The organism is Planococcus sp. 11815, from assembly GCF_051096385.1.
Classification (GTDB): Bacteria; Bacillota; Bacilli; order Bacillales_A; family Planococcaceae; genus Planococcus; species Planococcus citreus.
Genome location: NZ_CP096991.1, coordinates 131,855 through 146,380 on the forward strand (window position 1 = coordinate 131,855; position 14,526 = coordinate 146,380).

The following is a 14,526-nucleotide window of genomic DNA, read 5'->3' on the forward strand; positions in this document are numbered from 1 at the left end:
CCTGAGGAGGAAATTAAAAATGGCAAAAATGTATTATAACCAAGACGTAAACGACCAGGCACTAAAAGGACAAACAATCGCGGTGATTGGCTACGGTTCACAAGGCCATGCCCATGCACAAAACTTAAATGATTCTGGATTCAAAGTAGTGGTCGGCGTAAGGCCCGGCAAATCATTCGATCAGGCAAAAGCAGACGGCCTGGAAGTGGCGACAGTAGCGGAAGCCGCGCAAGCAGGCGACGTCATCATGGTACTCGTGCCGGATGAGCGCCAGACGCAAATCTACGAAGAATCGATCAAGCCGCATCTCACGGCTGGAAAATCACTCGTCTTTGCACACGGGTTCAATGTTCATTTCAACCAAATCGTGCCGCCGAAAGATGTGGACGTGTTCCTTGTCGCCCCTAAAGGCCCGGGACATCTTGTCCGCAGAACGTTCGAAGCAGGAGCAGGCGTACCGGCATTGTTCGCAGTACATCAAGATGTCTCCGGCAATGCAAAAGATACTGCTTTAGCTTACGCAAAAGGCGTCGGCGCTGCACGTGCGGGAATCTTGGAGACGACGTTCAAGGAAGAAACAGAAACGGATCTATTCGGTGAACAAGCTGTTCTTTGCGGCGGGGTGACTTCACTCGTCAAAGCCGGATTCGAGACATTAGTGGAAGCAGGCTATCAGCCGGAACTGGCATACTTCGAATGCTTGCACGAACTGAAATTGATTGTTGACCTCATGTATGAAGGCGGCATGTCCGGCATGCGCTACTCGATCTCCGATACAGCGCAATGGGGTGACTTCGTCTCCGGCCCGCGCATTGTCGATGCCGATACAAAAGCCCGCATGAAAGACGTCTTGACGGATATCCAAACCGGCAAGTTCGCCAAAGGCTGGTTGCTTGAGAACCAATTGAACCGCCCCGAATTCACGGCGATCGAAAACGCGGAAGCGGAACACCAAATCGAACAAGTCGGTCGCGAGTTGCGTGCCATGATGCCATTCGTCAATGAAAACAAAAAACCAAAAGAGGTGGCTGCTAATGTCTCAAATTGATATTTTCGATACGACACTACGGGACGGAGAACAGTCGGCCGGGATCAACTTGAATACAGCTGAGAAAATCGAAATCGCCCGCCAGCTCGAACGTCTAGGCGTGACGATTATCGAATCGGGGTTCCCGGCTTCATCGCCAGGAGACTTCGACGCAGTGCAGCGGATAGCCGGTACGGTGAAGAACTCTATCGTAACGGGACTGTCCCGCTCCATGAAAGCGGATATCGACCGGACATGGGAAGCCTTGAAGGGAGCGGAACAACCGCATATCCACATCTTCTTGGCAACGTCCCCTATCCATATGGAACATAAATTGATGAAATCACCGGAACAGGTCGTCGACATCGCCGTCGAATCTGTCCGTTATGCGAAGAAATTCTTCCCGCTCGTCCAGTGGTCAGCGGAAGATGCCTCAAGATCCGACCCGGAATTCTTGGCGCACATCATCAAGAAAGTCATCGAAGCAGGCGCGACGACAGTCAATCTGCCGGATACGGTAGGTTATGCGACACCTGAAGAATACGGGGCGATGTTCCGTTATATGACGGAAAACGTACCGGGCATCGAAAACGTCAAGCTGTCCGCGCATTGCCATAACGATTTGGGCATGGCGACAGCGAACACGCTTGCTGCGATTGAAAACGGCGCGACGCAAGTCGAAGGCACGATCAATGGCATCGGTGAACGCGCAGGGAACGTCGCGTTGGAAGAAATTGCCGTGGCGCTCCATATCCGCAAGCAATTCTACGAAATCGAAACCGGCATTAATTTGAACGAAATTAAACGCTCGAGCCAATTGGTCAGCCAATTGACCGGCAGCATCATCCAGCCGAATAAAGCAGTGGTCGGGAAGAACGCTTTTGCCCATGAATCAGGCATCCACCAGGACGGCATGCTGAAAAACCCGTTGACCTATGAAATCATCACGCCGGAATTGATTGGCGATGCTGCGACTGAACTGGTGCTTGGCAAACATTCCGGCAGACACGCATTCCGCGACCGTGCGGTGAAGATGGGCTTCGAATTGCCTGACGCTAAATTGAATGAAGCATTTATCGAGTTCAAGAAACTTGCGGACCGCAAAAAACAGATCACAGAAGACGATTTGTTTGTGTTGCTAACAGACCAGCAAATCAATGACACCGAAACACCTATCTATGAGCTGGAAAGCGTGCAGGTTCAGTACGGCACAGCGAACATCCCGACGGCGACAGCATCCGCCATTGGCCCGGACGGCACCGCGATTCACGAAGCGGCAACCGGATCCGGATCGGTCGAAGCGATATTCAATACACTTGAACGCATCGTCGAAGGCAAAGTGCACATCCTGGACTACCGTGTAACATCTATCGGCAAAGGCCGCGATGCACTCGGCGAAGCCGTTATCAATATGAGCTATGACGGAGAGACCGTAACAGGCCGCGACGTCGCACAGGATGTGTTGGAAGCGACCGCAAAAGCCTATTTCAACGCAGTGAACCGCCAGCTCGTGAAACAAGGAAATAAAACGAAAATCCAAGCAGTATAAAAAGCAAACCCACAGAGGAGGAATTACTATGGAAAAGACAATCGCAGTATTGCCAGGAGACGGCATCGGACCAGAAGTAACAGAGGCGGCAGTAAAGGTGCTAAAATCCATTGCGATGCGCTATGGGCACACATTCCATTGGAAATTCGCGGCGATCGGGGGAGCGGCGGTCGATGAATCCGGCAGCCCGCTGCCGAAAGAAACCGTTGAAGCGTGTGAAGCGAGCGATGCCATCCTCCTCGGTGCGGTAGGCGGCCCGAAATGGGACAACAATCCCGCAGAACAGCGCCCGGAAAAAGGGCTGTTGAATATCCGTAAACACTTCGATTTGTTTGCCAACGTCCGTCCAGTCAAGGCGGTACCGGCACTTCTCGGATCTTCCCCATTAAAAGAAGAGATCGCGCGTGAAGTGGACATGGTCATCGTCCGCGAATTGACTGGCGGCTTGTATTTCGGTGAACCGAAACGCCATAATGAAAAATCCGCAGTCGATACACTCGTCTACACGCGAACAGAAATTGAGCGCATCGTCGACCAGGCATTCGAAATGGCCCGTTCGCGCCGCGGCAAATTGGCTTCCGTCGACAAAGCAAACGTCCTGGAATCGAGCAAGCTTTGGAGAAAAGTCGTTGAAGAACGCAAGGCCGGTTATCCGGACGTGGAAGTTGAGCATATGCTGGTCGATTCGGCTGCCATGAAATTGATCACTAACCCACGGGCATTCGATGTCTTGGTCACAGAGAATATGTTCGGCGATATCTTGAGCGACGAAGCATCGGTCATCACCGGCTCACTCGGCATGCTGCCGTCAGCGAGCATCCGTTCAGATGGCTTCGGCTTGTATGAACCGGTACACGGCTCGGCACCGGATATCGCAGGGCAAAACAAAGCGAACCCATCGGCTGCGATGTTGTCGGCAGCGATGATGCTGCGCCAGTCGTTCGGCATGGATTCAGAAGCATCGTCGATTGAAGATGCGGTCATGAGTGTCCTTGAAGATGGTTATTGCACAGGCGATTTGTCAGCTTGCGGCAATAAAGTCATCTCAACGGAACGCTTCGTGGAAAAAGTCATCGAAGAATTGGAACGGGAATTCGTGTCGGAACACATCATGTTTTCCTACGTGTAAATGGAAGGGGCACTCTGCTATGGCAAAAACGATTATTGAAAAAATCTGGGAACAGCATATTGTATTCGAAGAGCCGGGAAAACCCGACCTGTTGTATATCGACCTTCATCTCCTGCATGAAGTTACTTCCCCGCAGGCGTTTGAAGGCTTGCGCCTGAACGGCCGAAAAGTGCGGCGTCCGGATCTGTGCTTTGCGACGATGGACCATAACGTGCCGACGCGCAATCGCTCAGTGATCAAAGACCCGATTTCCCGCAAGCAAATCAAGACGCTTCAGGAAAACTGTGATGAGTTCGGGGTGCCGCTTGCTGGGATCAATCACCCCGACCAAGGCATCGTCCACGTCATCGGGCCGGAACTCGGCCTTACACAACCCGGCAAGACGATTGTCTGCGGCGATAGCCATACGTCCACTCACGGAGCATTCGGCGCGTTGGCATTCGGCATCGGCACAAGTGAAGTAGAGCATGTGTTGTCGACGCAGACGCTTTGGCAGTCCAAGCCGAAAACGATGGAAATCCGCATCGACGGAGAGCTTGGCTTCGGTGTTTCCGCAAAAGACGTCATTCTCGCGATCATCTCGAAATACGGCGTCGATATGGGGACAGGGCATATCATTGAATACACCGGGGAAGCGATCCGCAATTTATCGATGGAAGAACGCATGACGATCTGCAATATGTCCATCGAAGCGGGTGCACGCGCCGGCCTTGTCAGCCCAGACGAAACAACAGTCGAGTATTTGCGCGGCAGAAGAAACGTCCCAGAAGGTGATGCGTTCGAACAAGAAGCCGAACGTTGGCTGGCGCTCGCGACAGATGAAGGCGCGAGCTACGACGTGTCGCACACGATCCATGCGGACGACATTTCTCCATTCGTTACATGGGGCACCAACCCGTCGATGGGTTCAGGTATTGCCGAACACGTGCCGACAGCGGCAGATTACGACAAGCAAGAAGACCGGGATGCTTTGCGCCAAGCGCTTGCTTATATGCAATTGGAAGAAGGCGCCCCGTTGTCATCCATCGCGATCCAGCATGTCTTTATCGGCTCATGCACGAATGCCCGCCTCAGCGATTTGCGGGCAGCGAGTGAAATTGTCAAAGGCAGAACGGTGCATCCGTCGGTGACGGCGATTGTCGTACCGGGCTCTGAAACCGTCAAGCGTGCAGCTGAAGCGGAAGGGCTTGACCGAGTGTTCTTGCAGGCAGGCTTTGAATGGCGCGAGACAGGCTGCAGCATGTGCCTGGCAATGAATGAGGATGCTGTTCCGTCAGGCGAGCGTTGCGCATCCACTTCGAACCGCAATTTTGAAGGGCGCCAAGGCGCAGGCTCCATGACGCATTTGGTGTCACCTGTGATGGCGGCAGCTGCGGCGATTGAAGGTCATTTGACGGATGTCCGCAATTATATGAAAGAACCTGTGCCCTCGGCATAACGGAAGGAGGAACTGAATTTGAAACCCATCAATGAAATCTCGAGCGTCTTAACGCCGCTCGACCGCAAAAACGTCGATACCGACCAAATCATTTCAAAGGAATTCCTCAAGCGCATCGAGCGCACAGGGTTCGGGAAGTATTTGTTCTATCATTGGCGCTTTCATTCAGACGGCACGCCTAATCAAGATTTTGTCTTGAACGACCCCCGCTTCCAAAGCTCCGAGATCCTTGTGGCGCAGGAAAACTTCGGCTGCGGCTCGTCTCGTGAACACGCGCCATGGGCCATACTGGACTACGGTTTCCGTGTCGTCATCTCGCCGAGTTATGCGGATATCTTCTATAATAACTGTGTGAAGAATGGCATCTTGCCGATCCGCCTCGAAGAAGCGGAAGTGGCTGCCTTGCTGGAAAAAGGCAAACAGGCGCCTTACCGTCTTGATGTCGACTTGAAACACCAAACGGTGACAGCAGAAGACGGCGCCAGCTATTCATTCGACATCGATCCGTACTGGAAAGAAATGCTGTTGAACGGCTGGGATGAAATCGCCTTGACGATTCAATACGATTCCTATATCCAGGCATACGAAGAAAAAACGCAGCAAGCCCAATAAAGCACTGCCGCTCTTTGCCTTTGGGCAGGGAGCGTTTTTTTTGTGCCATTCAGGAGCGGTTTTGCTGTGTTGACATCATTGTACAGATTTGTTACTTTAGTAAAGGACTTTAACGCTTTAGCAAACTAAAGGAGAAATGAACAATGAATGCAGTTATTATCGCCGTTTTAGTGATGCTCATATTGAGCTTGCTTCGTGTCAACGTCGTCTTTGCCTTATTGATCGGCGCACTCGCCGGAGGGCTTAGCGGAGGGCTTAGCTTCACTGAAACTTTGACTTCCTATACAGATGGTCTTGGTGCAGGGGCGACCATTGCACTGAGCTACGCCATGCTCGGCGGATTCGCTGTTGCGATTTCGCGTACCGGCATACCGGAATTGCTCGTTGCCGGTGTATTGAAACTGGTCAATAAAGAAGGGGAGGCGACGCGCGAGAACTTAGCGAAGGCGCTTATCATCTTTGCGCTGTTCGCGATGGCGATCTTCTCGCAAAACCTGATTCCTATTCACATTGCCTTTATCCCGCTCTTGGTGCCGCCGATTCTGCACATTCTGAATGAATTGCGCATCGACCGCCGCCTTATCGCCTCGGTGCTGACATTCGGCCTGACGGCGCCATATATTTTATTGCCGTATGGCTTCGGGTTGATCTTCCATGAGATTCTCGCCACGCAGATGGAACTCGCGGGCATGCCGATCGATATGGCGGATATCCCGAAAGCGATGGCATTGCCAGTCGCTGGCCTATTCCTCGGCTTAGTCGTTGCGGTTTTCATTTCTTACCGCAAGCCGCGTGATTATCGGACTGTGGAAGCAGCTACTACTATAGAAGAAACTCCAAAACGGACCGCTTCCGTTAAAGACATTATCGTGACGGTGATCGCCTTGATCGCAGCGCTCTTCGCACAGATCCAAAGCGACTCGATGATCATCGGCGCACTTGCCGGGATTCTCATCCTTTACGTCTTCGGTGCAATGAAATGGAAAGAAGCGGACGATGTTCTGACGGCAGGCATGCGCATGATGGCCTTCATCGGTTTTGTCATGATCTCGGCGAACGGATTCGCTTCGGTCATCCAAGCGACTGGTGCCATCGATTCGCTCGTTGAAAATGCCGCGAGCATCTTCGGCGACAATAAAGGCCTAGCAGCACTCGCGATGTTGATCGTCGGGCTGTTCGTCACGATGGGCATCGGATCGTCGTTCTCGACGATCCCGATCATCGCAGCGATATTTGTTCCGCTAAGTGTCGAGTTCGGTTTCTCGACGATGGCGATCATCGCTTTGATTGGGACAGCAGGCGCGCTCGGCGATGCCGGGTCGCCAGCTTCCGACTCGACGCTTGGGCCGACAGCTGGCTTGAACGTCGATGGCCAGCACAATCACATCTGGGATACGGTCGTCCCGACGTTCATCCATTACAATATCCCGCTCGTGTTATTTGGCTGGATTGCAGTCATGTTCCTGGGATGAGTCCGAAAGATTTCGACTATTACCGTATCGGTTGAAACTGAAAAGAATCCTGCTATACTAGTAAAAGCGAATGAAAAAGAATTTCGTGCAAAGTCTTGCGGAATTCTTTTTTATTTTGTATAATGGTGAATGTTGGTCTTTGACTGCGAAGAAGCGAGAGGTTACCGACACACCCGGCCGCTTTGCCATGGCGAGTGTGAGGAAAATTTTCGTGGAGAAGTCTATCCCAAAAATAGGCGAAAAGGGAGGGAAAATAATGGCAAAACAAAAAATTCGTATCCGTTTGAAAGCATATGATCACAGAATCTTGGATCAGTCTGCTGAAAAGATTGTTGAAACTGCTAAACGTTCAGGTGCTAGCGTATCGGGTCCGATACCGTTGCCGACTGAGAAGTCTGTTTACACAATCTTGCGAGCTGTCCACAAATATAAAGATGCTCGCGAACAATTCGAAATGCGCACACACAAACGTCTGATCGATATCGTTAATCCGACACCACAGACTGTTGACGCGCTAATGAAACTGGATCTACCATCCGGCGTTGATATTGAAATCAAACTATAATTGGTAAACGAAAATAATAAACATAAAATTTTGCAGGAGGTGTGACGACATGACCAAAGGAATCTTAGGTAGAAAAATCGGTATGACGCAAGTTTTTGCTGAGAACGGTGATTTGATCCCTGTAACTGTAATCGAAGCTGCTCCAAACGTAGTGCTTCAGAAAAAAACAGTTGAAGTGGATGGCTACGAATCGGTACAACTTGGTTTTGATGACAAACGCGAGAAGCTTTCGAACAAACCAGAGAAAGGCCACGTAGCGAAAGCAAACACTGCTCCTAAGCGCTTCATTCGCGAACTTCGCAATGTAAACTTAGCTGATTACGAGATTGGTCAGGAAGTCAAAGTAGATGTATTCGCAGAAGGCGATGTAGTAGATGTAACAGGAACTACGAAAGGTAAAGGTTTCCAAGGTGTTATTAAACGCCACGGACAATCACGCGGACCAATGACTCACGGTTCACGTTACCACCGTCGTCCTGGTTCAATGGGGCCTGTTGCTCCGAACCGCGTATTCAAACAGAAGAAATTGCCTGGTCAAATGGGCGGCAACACGGTCACTATCCAAAACCTTCACATCGTGAAAGTGGATGCTGAGCGCAACTTGCTTCTTATTAAAGGGAATGTTCCTGGCGCACGTAAATCATTAATCCGTGTTAAGTCGGCTATCAAAGCTAACTAATCACATTTAAGGGAAGGAGGAAACAAGAATGCCTAAAGTAGCGTTACTAAACCAAACTGGTTCACAAGTTGGCGACATCGAATTGAACGATCTTGTCTTCGGCATTGAACCAAATGAATCTGTACTTTTCGATGCAGTCGTTGCACAACGTGCTTCATTGCGTCAAGGTAACCATAAAGTAAAAAACCGTTCTGAAGTAGCTGGTGGCGGAAGAAAGCCATGGAAGCAAAAAGGAACTGGACGTGCCCGTCAAGGTTCGATCCGTTCACCACAATGGCGCGGAGGCGGAGTCGTATTCGGCCCAACACCACGCAGCTATAGCTACAAACTTCCGAAAAAAGTCCGTCGCTTGGCTCTTCGTTCTGCATTGTCTTCGGCTCTAGCAAACGAAAACCTGATGGTACTTGAAGGATTGGCTTTCGACGCACCGAAAACTAAGGAATTCACGAAACTCGTGACTGACTTGTCTGTCGGCAAGAAAGCATTATTCGTAACAGCTGACCTTGATGAGAACGTGGCACTATCTGCACGCAACATCAAAGGCATGACAGTTGTTCCGGCAAACGGAATCAACGTATTGGACTTGCTTGGCCATGACAAAGTTGTCATGACTAAAGGAGCCGTAGAAAAAATCGAGGAGGTGCTTGGTTAATGGAAGCACGTGACATTCTAAAGCGTCCAGTCATTACCGAGCGTTCTTCTGAGGTAATGGCGGAGAAGAAGTACACTTTTGAAGTGGACGTTCGCGCTAACAAAACTCAAGTTAAACATGCAGTTCAGGAAGTCTTCGGCGTTCAAGTTGAGAAAGTCAACATCATGAACTACAAAGGCAAATTCAAACGCATGGGCAAACACGCAGGCTACACGAACAAACGCCGTAAAGCGATCGTGAAATTGACTGCTGATTCAAAAGACATCGAACTATTCGAAATGTAATTGCATAAGTTCTGAACAAGAACTAATCAAAGAAGGAGGGAAACAACGTGGGGATTAGAAAATATAAACCTACCACTAACGGTCGTCGTAACATGACTAGTTCGGATTTCGCTGAAATCACAACGAACAAGCCTGAAAAGTCGCTTTTGCAACCGACGAAGCGTAAAGGCGGCCGTAATAACCAAGGTAAAATCACTGTACGCCACCACGGGGGCGGACATAAGCGCCAATACCGCGTAATTGATTTTAAACGTAACAAAGATGGCATTCCAGGTCGCGTTGCTACGATCGAATACGATCCGAACCGTTCTGCGAACATCGCACTTATCCATTACGCTGACGGAGAAAAACGTTACATCCTTGCACCTAAAGGTGTTCAGGTTGATACGCAAATCATGTCAGGACCAGAAGCAGACATCAAAGCAGGTAATGCTTTGCCGTTGCTTAACATCCCAATGGGTTCTACAATCCACAACATCGAGTTGAAACCAGGCGGAGGCGGCCAATTGGTACGTTCTGCAGGAGCTTCAGCACAGGTGCTTGGTAAAGAAGGAAAATACGTAACAGTTCGCTTGCAATCAGGTGAAGTTCGCATGATCCTTGCTACTTGCCGCGCAACTATCGGCGCTGTCGGTAACGAGCAGCACGAATTGATCAACATCGGTAAAGCAGGACGTAACCGCTGGAAGGGCAATCGTCCAACTGTCCGCGGATCTGTTATGAACCCGAACGATCACCCACACGGTGGTGGTGAAGGACGTTCGCCAATCGGACGTAAATCTCCAATGTCTCCATGGGGCAAACCAACTCTTGGATACAAAACACGTAAGAAAACGAACAAATCCGATAAATTCATCGTACGTCGCCGCAAAAAATAATTTGATTTCGCTGCGGTTCACCGAAAGAACCGTGGTGCAATCACGAAGGGAGGATCCCAAATGGGTCGCAGCTTGAAAAAAGGACCTTTTGTAGACGATCATCTTATGAAGAAAGTCGAAGCGCAAAAGGAATCTGAGAAAAAACAAGTGATCAAAACTTGGTCTCGCCGTTCTACAATTTTCCCGACATTCATCGGGCTAACAATTGCAGTATACGATGGCCACAAACACATCCCTGTATACGTGACTGAAGATATGGTAGGCCATAAACTTGGTGAATTTGCCCCAACGCGCAAATACGCAAGCCATGGTGCAGACGATAAGAAAACAAGACGTTAATTGAGAGGAGGATTTCCCCATGCAAGCAAAAGCTGTTGCTAGAACAGTACGTATTGCTCCTCGTAAAGTCCGTTTAGTAGTAGATTTAATCCGAGGCAAGCAAATCGGTGAAGCGGTCGCAATTTTGAACCACACTCCTAAAGCAGCATCCATTGTTGTTGAGAAGTTGTTGAAATCTGCAGCTGCTAACGCTGAACACAATTACGAAATGAACATCGAGAACCTTGTCATCAGCGAAGTATTCGTTGACGAAGGGCCGACTTTGAAGCGTTTCCGTCCACGTGCAATGGGACGCGCAAGCGCGATCAACAAACGCACAAGCCACATCACACTAGTGGTATCTGAGAAGAAGGAGGGATAATTCGTGGGACAAAAAATTCATCCAATTGGAATGCGAATCGGAATCATCCGTGATTGGGAGTCGAAATGGTACGCTGAAAAAGACTACGCGACACTCCTTCACGAAGATTTGAAAATCCGTGAATACATCGAAACACGTTTGAAAGAAGCTTCAGTTTCGAAAATCGAAATCGAGCGCGCTGCAAACCGTGTGAACGTTACAATCCACACTGCTAAGCCAGGTATGGTAATCGGTAAAGGTGGCTCTGAAGTAGAAGTACTTCGTACGCAACTGAACGCGATGACTGGCAAGCGTGTCCACATCAACATCGTAGAAATCAAAAGAGCTGACCTTGATGCGAAATTGGTCGCTGAAGGAATCGCACGCCAGCTAGAAAACCGTGCATCTTTCCGCCGTGCTCAAAAACAAACGATCCAACGTACTATGCGTGCAGGCGCTAAAGGGATCAAAACTCAAGTATCTGGACGTCTAGGCGGAGCTGACATTGCCCGTGCTGAGTCCTATAGCGAAGGAACTGTTCCGCTCCATACATTGCGCGCAGACATCGACTATGCGCACGCTGAAGCAGACACTACTTATGGTAAGCTTGGCGTAAAAGTATGGATCTACCGCGGTGAAGTCCTTCCAACCAAGAAGAATTCTGAGGAAGGAGGCAAATAATATGTTATTGCCAAAACGCGTAAAATATCGTCGTGAACACCGTGGCAAGATGCGCGGAGAAGCGAAAGGCGGCAAAGAAGTCGCATTCGGCGAATATGGCCTGCAGGCTCTTGAGTCTTCATGGATCACTAACCGCCAAATCGAATCTGCCCGTATCGCTATGACACGTTACATGAAACGTGGCGGTAAAGTCTGGATCAAGATTTTCCCTCACAAGCCATACACGAAAAAGCCTCTTGAAGTACGGATGGGTTCCGGTAAAGGTTCACCTGAAGGCTGGGTAGCGGTAGTAAAAACTGGTAAAATTATGTTCGAAATCGCTGGAGTATCTGAAGAAGTTGCACGCGAAGCATTGCGTCTTGCCTCTCACAAATTGCCAGTGAAAACGAAATTCGTAAAACGCGAAGAAATTGGTGGTGAATCGAATGAAAGCTAATGAAATCCGTGACCTAACCACTGCTGAAATCGAACAAAAAGTGAAATCACTGAAAGAAGAGCTTTTCAACCTTCGCTTCCAATTGGCTACTGGTCAATTAGAAAATACGGCTCGCATCCGCGAAGTACGTAAAGCGATTGCCCGTATGAAAACTGTGATTCATGAAAGAGAACTCAGTGGCAACAACTGATAATTCGAGAGGAGGTTGCAAGTATGTCTGAGCGTAACCAACGCAAAGTATACACAGGCCGCGTCGTGTCTGACAAAATGGACAAAACCGTTACAGTAATGGTTGAAACTCAAAAAAAGCACGCGCTTTATGGCAAACGTGTAAAATACTCTAAGAAATTCAAGACTCATGATGAGAACAACGAAGCGAAAATGGGCGACATCGTTCGCATCATGGAAACTCGTCCGCTATCAGCTACAAAACGTTTCCGTTTAGTGGAAATCGTCGAAAAAGCTGTCATCATCTAATTTAAATAAGTTCGGAATCCTAAAAGTTCCGGAGGGAGGTTACCTAAGTGATCCAACAGGAAAGTCGTTTAAAAGTTGCAGACAACTCGGGTGCTCGTGAAGTACTTACGATTAAAGTGCTTGGTGGTTCTGGTCGCAAGACAGCAAACATCGGTGACGTAATCGTTTGTACCGTGAAAAAAGCAACACCAGGTGGCGTTGTTAAGAAAGGTGAAGTCGTTAAGGCTGTCATCGTTCGCACGAAAAGCGGAGCTCGCCGTAAAGACGGTACTTACATCAAATTTGATGAAAATGCATGTGTGATTATCCGCGACGATAAAGGTCCACGCGGAACACGTATCTTCGGACCAGTTGCACGTGAACTTCGTGACAACAACTTCATGAAGATCGTTTCACTTGCTCCTGAAGTTCTATAAAACATCCAACGTGCGATACCAAGGAGGTGCGACAGAATGCATGTAAAAAAAGGCGATACAGTTAAGGTCATCTCTGGTAAAGACAAAGGCAAAACAGGAGTTGTTTTGACTGCTCTACCTAAGAAAGACCGTGTGCTCGTTGAAGGTGTTAACATCGTCAAAAAGCATACAAAACCGAACCAGGCAAGCCCGCAAGGCGGAATTGTCAGCCAAGAAGCTGCGATCCACGTTTCTAACGTGATGGTAGTTGACCCTAAATCCGGCGAGCCGACTCGCGTAGGATACAAAATGGAAGACGGCAAAAAAGTTCGTGTTGCAAAAAAATCCGGTGAAAAATTAGATAAATAAAATTCCTGAATGAGGGGAGGTACAAACATGAACCGCCTACAAGAAAAATATGTGAACGAAATCACTCCTGCTCTAGTGAGCAAGTTTGAATATTCCTCAGTAATGCAGGCACCAAAAGTTGACAAGATCGTTATCAACATGGGTGTCGGTGAAGCTGTACAAAACACAAAATCACTTGATTCTGCTGTTGAAGAATTGCAGACGATCACTGGTCAAAAGCCAGTCATCACAAAAGCTAAGAAATCTATCGCTGGCTTCCGCCTTCGTGAAGGTATGCCAATCGGATGTAAAGTTACACTACGCGGTGAGCGTATGTATGACTTCCTGGATAAATTGATTGCTATCTCACTACCACGTGTTCGTGACTTCCGTGGCGTATCGAAAAAATCTTTCGACGGACGCGGCAACTACACACTTGGTGTGAAAGAACAATTGATCTTCCCTGAAATCGATTATGATAAAGTTTCTAAAGTACGCGGTATGGATATCGTAATTGTGACAACTGCGAACTCTGATGAAGAAGCTCGTGAGTTATTGACACAATTCGGTATGCCGTTCCAAAAGTAAAGATGAGGGAGGCGTAAACGTGGCTAAAAAATCGATGATTGCTAAACAAAAACGCACGCCAAAGTATAAAGTACAAGAGTACACTCGCTGTGAACGATGCGGACGTCCGCATTCAGTACTGCGCAAATTCAAACTTTGCCGTATTTGTTTCCGTGAACTTGCATATGTGGGACAAATTCCTGGCGTCAAAAAAGCCAGCTGGTAATCCCCTAAATTGGGAAGGAGGTAAATGTAATGACAATGACAGATCCGATTGCAGATATGCTGACACGCATTCGTAATGCAAACATGGTTCGTCACGAGAAATTGGAGCTTCCGGCTTCCAACGTGAAAAAAGACATCGCTGAAATCCTGAAGCGTGAAGGTTTCGTACGTGACGTAGAATATGTTGAAGATGATAAACAAGGCATGATCCGCATTTTCCTTAAATACGGTGCCAACAACGAACGCGTCATCACTGGCTTGAAACGCATTTCAAAACCAGGACTACGTGTATACGCTAAAACTGACGAGGTGCCTCGTGTACTAAACGGTCTTGGAATCGCTCTAGTATCGACATCACAAGGTTTGGTAACTGATAAAGAAGCCCGCGCGAAAAAAGTCGGCGGCGAAATCATAGCTTACGTTTGGTAAGAAG

General features: G+C 48.8%; 22 protein-coding genes. All 22 read left to right on the forward strand.

Annotated features, from left to right (window positions below; genetic code table 11):
• Positions 1-19: 19 nt before the first annotated feature.
• A complete protein-coding gene (gene ilvC / locus M1Q06_RS00640) occupies positions 20-1,048 on the forward strand; it encodes a ketol-acid reductoisomerase (RefSeq protein ID WP_058382170.1) in 1,029 nt (342 codons plus the stop codon).
• Entirely contained in the window at positions 1,035-2,576 is a 1,542-nt protein-coding gene (locus M1Q06_RS00645; RefSeq protein WP_434400952.1) for a 2-isopropylmalate synthase, read from the forward strand. Before ilvC ends, M1Q06_RS00645 begins: the two co-directional genes overlap by 14 nt.
• A gap of 28 nt (positions 2,577-2,604) precedes the next feature.
• The gene (gene leuB / locus M1Q06_RS00650; protein ID WP_434400954.1) at positions 2,605-3,705 is read left to right on the forward strand and encodes a 3-isopropylmalate dehydrogenase; all 1,101 of its coding nucleotides are present in this window, start codon (positions 2,605-2,607) and stop codon (positions 3,703-3,705) included.
• Between the two features lie 19 nt (positions 3,706-3,724).
• The gene (leuC, locus tag M1Q06_RS00655; protein WP_434400956.1) at positions 3,725-5,143 is read left to right on the forward strand and encodes a 3-isopropylmalate dehydratase large subunit; all 1,419 of its coding nucleotides are present in this window, start codon (positions 3,725-3,727) and stop codon (positions 5,141-5,143) included.
• Between the two features lie 18 nt (positions 5,144-5,161).
• Positions 5,162-5,755, forward strand: a complete 594-nt coding sequence (gene leuD / locus M1Q06_RS00660) for a 3-isopropylmalate dehydratase small subunit (RefSeq protein WP_121301293.1) — start codon at positions 5,162-5,164, stop codon at positions 5,753-5,755.
• 143 nt (positions 5,756-5,898) lie between these two features.
• Positions 5,899-7,227 (forward strand): Na+/H+ antiporter family protein, encoded by a 1,329-nt coding sequence (locus tag M1Q06_RS00665; RefSeq protein ID WP_434400958.1) that lies wholly within the window; start codon positions 5,899-5,901, stop codon positions 7,225-7,227.
• 256 nt (positions 7,228-7,483) lie between these two features.
• Positions 7,484-7,792, forward strand: a complete 309-nt coding sequence (gene rpsJ, locus M1Q06_RS00670) for a 30S ribosomal protein S10 (protein WP_068459695.1) — start codon at positions 7,484-7,486, stop codon at positions 7,790-7,792.
• A gap of 49 nt (positions 7,793-7,841) precedes the next feature.
• The gene (gene rplC / locus M1Q06_RS00675) at positions 7,842-8,471 is read left to right on the forward strand and encodes a 50S ribosomal protein L3 (RefSeq protein ID WP_058382164.1); all 630 of its coding nucleotides are present in this window, start codon (positions 7,842-7,844) and stop codon (positions 8,469-8,471) included.
• 28 nt (positions 8,472-8,499) lie between these two features.
• Positions 8,500-9,123 carry a 50S ribosomal protein L4 gene (gene rplD, locus M1Q06_RS00680; RefSeq protein WP_068459697.1) on the forward strand — a complete coding sequence of 208 codons (624 nt, stop codon included), beginning with the start codon at positions 8,500-8,502 and terminating at the stop codon, positions 9,121-9,123.
• On the forward strand, positions 9,123-9,407 hold the full coding sequence (gene rplW, locus M1Q06_RS00685; protein ID WP_058382162.1) for a 50S ribosomal protein L23: 285 nt from the start codon (positions 9,123-9,125) through the stop codon (positions 9,405-9,407). Before rplD ends, rplW begins: the two co-directional genes overlap by 1 nt.
• Positions 9,408-9,454: 47 nt before the next feature.
• A complete protein-coding gene (rplB, locus tag M1Q06_RS00690) occupies positions 9,455-10,285 on the forward strand; it encodes a 50S ribosomal protein L2 (RefSeq protein ID WP_058382161.1) in 831 nt (276 codons plus the stop codon).
• Between the two features lie 60 nt (positions 10,286-10,345).
• Complete coding sequence (gene rpsS / locus M1Q06_RS00695; RefSeq protein ID WP_058382160.1) at positions 10,346-10,624, forward strand: 30S ribosomal protein S19; 279 nt, start codon at positions 10,346-10,348, stop codon at positions 10,622-10,624.
• A gap of 19 nt (positions 10,625-10,643) precedes the next feature.
• Entirely contained in the window at positions 10,644-10,985 is a 342-nt protein-coding gene (gene rplV / locus M1Q06_RS00700; RefSeq protein ID WP_058382159.1) for a 50S ribosomal protein L22, read from the forward strand.
• A gap of 3 nt (positions 10,986-10,988) precedes the next feature.
• Positions 10,989-11,645, forward strand: a complete 657-nt coding sequence (rpsC, locus tag M1Q06_RS00705) for a 30S ribosomal protein S3 (protein WP_068871364.1) — start codon at positions 10,989-10,991, stop codon at positions 11,643-11,645.
• Position 11,646: 1 nt separating this feature from the next.
• The gene (rplP, locus tag M1Q06_RS00710) at positions 11,647-12,081 is read left to right on the forward strand and encodes a 50S ribosomal protein L16 (RefSeq protein WP_058382157.1); all 435 of its coding nucleotides are present in this window, start codon (positions 11,647-11,649) and stop codon (positions 12,079-12,081) included.
• Positions 12,071-12,271: a 50S ribosomal protein L29 gene (gene rpmC / locus M1Q06_RS00715; RefSeq protein ID WP_058382156.1), complete on the forward strand. Its 201-nt coding sequence runs from the start codon at positions 12,071-12,073 to the stop codon at positions 12,269-12,271. The genes rplP and rpmC overlap by 11 nt, the downstream gene beginning before the upstream one ends.
• A 23-nt stretch (positions 12,272-12,294) precedes the next feature.
• Complete coding sequence (rpsQ, locus tag M1Q06_RS00720) at positions 12,295-12,558, forward strand: 30S ribosomal protein S17 (RefSeq protein ID WP_121301295.1); 264 nt, start codon at positions 12,295-12,297, stop codon at positions 12,556-12,558.
• A 47-nt stretch (positions 12,559-12,605) separates the two neighbouring features.
• Positions 12,606-12,974: a 50S ribosomal protein L14 gene (gene rplN, locus M1Q06_RS00725; protein WP_033542790.1), complete on the forward strand. Its 369-nt coding sequence runs from the start codon at positions 12,606-12,608 to the stop codon at positions 12,972-12,974.
• Between the two features lie 36 nt (positions 12,975-13,010).
• Entirely contained in the window at positions 13,011-13,322 is a 312-nt protein-coding gene (rplX, locus tag M1Q06_RS00730; RefSeq protein WP_058382154.1) for a 50S ribosomal protein L24, read from the forward strand.
• Positions 13,323-13,349: 27 nt separating this feature from the next.
• A complete protein-coding gene (rplE, locus tag M1Q06_RS00735; RefSeq protein ID WP_058382153.1) occupies positions 13,350-13,889 on the forward strand; it encodes a 50S ribosomal protein L5 in 540 nt (179 codons plus the stop codon).
• Between the two features lie 19 nt (positions 13,890-13,908).
• Positions 13,909-14,094 carry a type Z 30S ribosomal protein S14 gene (locus tag M1Q06_RS00740; protein ID WP_068489164.1) on the forward strand — a complete coding sequence of 62 codons (186 nt, stop codon included), beginning with the start codon at positions 13,909-13,911 and terminating at the stop codon, positions 14,092-14,094.
• 29 nt (positions 14,095-14,123) lie between these two features.
• The gene (gene rpsH, locus M1Q06_RS00745) at positions 14,124-14,522 is read left to right on the forward strand and encodes a 30S ribosomal protein S8 (RefSeq protein ID WP_058382152.1); all 399 of its coding nucleotides are present in this window, start codon (positions 14,124-14,126) and stop codon (positions 14,520-14,522) included.
• The last annotated feature ends 4 nt before the right edge of the window (positions 14,523-14,526 follow it).

What these genes read in the sequence shown, in the direction of transcription:
- ilvC (WP_058382170.1), top strand. Translation starts at nt 20, where the DNA reads ATGGCAAAAATGTATTATAACCAAGACGTAAACGACCAGGCACTAAAA.
- M1Q06_RS00645 (WP_434400952.1), top strand. Translation starts at nt 1,035, where the DNA reads ATGTCTCAAATTGATATTTTCGATACGACACTACGGGACGGAGAACAG.
- leuB (WP_434400954.1), top strand. Translation starts at nt 2,605, where the DNA reads ATGGAAAAGACAATCGCAGTATTGCCAGGAGACGGCATCGGACCAGAA.
- leuC (WP_434400956.1), top strand. Translation starts at nt 3,725, where the DNA reads ATGGCAAAAACGATTATTGAAAAAATCTGGGAACAGCATATTGTATTC.
- M1Q06_RS00665 (WP_434400958.1), top strand. Translation starts at nt 5,899, where the DNA reads ATGAATGCAGTTATTATCGCCGTTTTAGTGATGCTCATATTGAGCTTG.
- rpsJ (WP_068459695.1), top strand. Translation starts at nt 7,484, where the DNA reads ATGGCAAAACAAAAAATTCGTATCCGTTTGAAAGCATATGATCACAGA.
- rplC (WP_058382164.1), top strand. Translation starts at nt 7,842, where the DNA reads ATGACCAAAGGAATCTTAGGTAGAAAAATCGGTATGACGCAAGTTTTT.
- rplD (WP_068459697.1), top strand. Translation starts at nt 8,500, where the DNA reads ATGCCTAAAGTAGCGTTACTAAACCAAACTGGTTCACAAGTTGGCGAC.
- rplW (WP_058382162.1), top strand. Translation starts at nt 9,123, where the DNA reads ATGGAAGCACGTGACATTCTAAAGCGTCCAGTCATTACCGAGCGTTCT.
- rpsS (WP_058382160.1), top strand. Translation starts at nt 10,346, where the DNA reads ATGGGTCGCAGCTTGAAAAAAGGACCTTTTGTAGACGATCATCTTATG.
- rplV (WP_058382159.1), top strand. Translation starts at nt 10,644, where the DNA reads ATGCAAGCAAAAGCTGTTGCTAGAACAGTACGTATTGCTCCTCGTAAA.
- rplP (WP_058382157.1), top strand. Translation starts at nt 11,647, where the DNA reads ATGTTATTGCCAAAACGCGTAAAATATCGTCGTGAACACCGTGGCAAG.
- rpmC (WP_058382156.1), top strand. Translation starts at nt 12,071, where the DNA reads ATGAAAGCTAATGAAATCCGTGACCTAACCACTGCTGAAATCGAACAA.
- rpsQ (WP_121301295.1), top strand. Translation starts at nt 12,295, where the DNA reads ATGTCTGAGCGTAACCAACGCAAAGTATACACAGGCCGCGTCGTGTCT.
- rplX (WP_058382154.1), top strand. Translation starts at nt 13,011, where the DNA reads ATGCATGTAAAAAAAGGCGATACAGTTAAGGTCATCTCTGGTAAAGAC.
- rplE (WP_058382153.1), top strand. Translation starts at nt 13,350, where the DNA reads ATGAACCGCCTACAAGAAAAATATGTGAACGAAATCACTCCTGCTCTA.
- rpsH (WP_058382152.1), top strand. Translation starts at nt 14,124, where the DNA reads ATGACAATGACAGATCCGATTGCAGATATGCTGACACGCATTCGTAAT.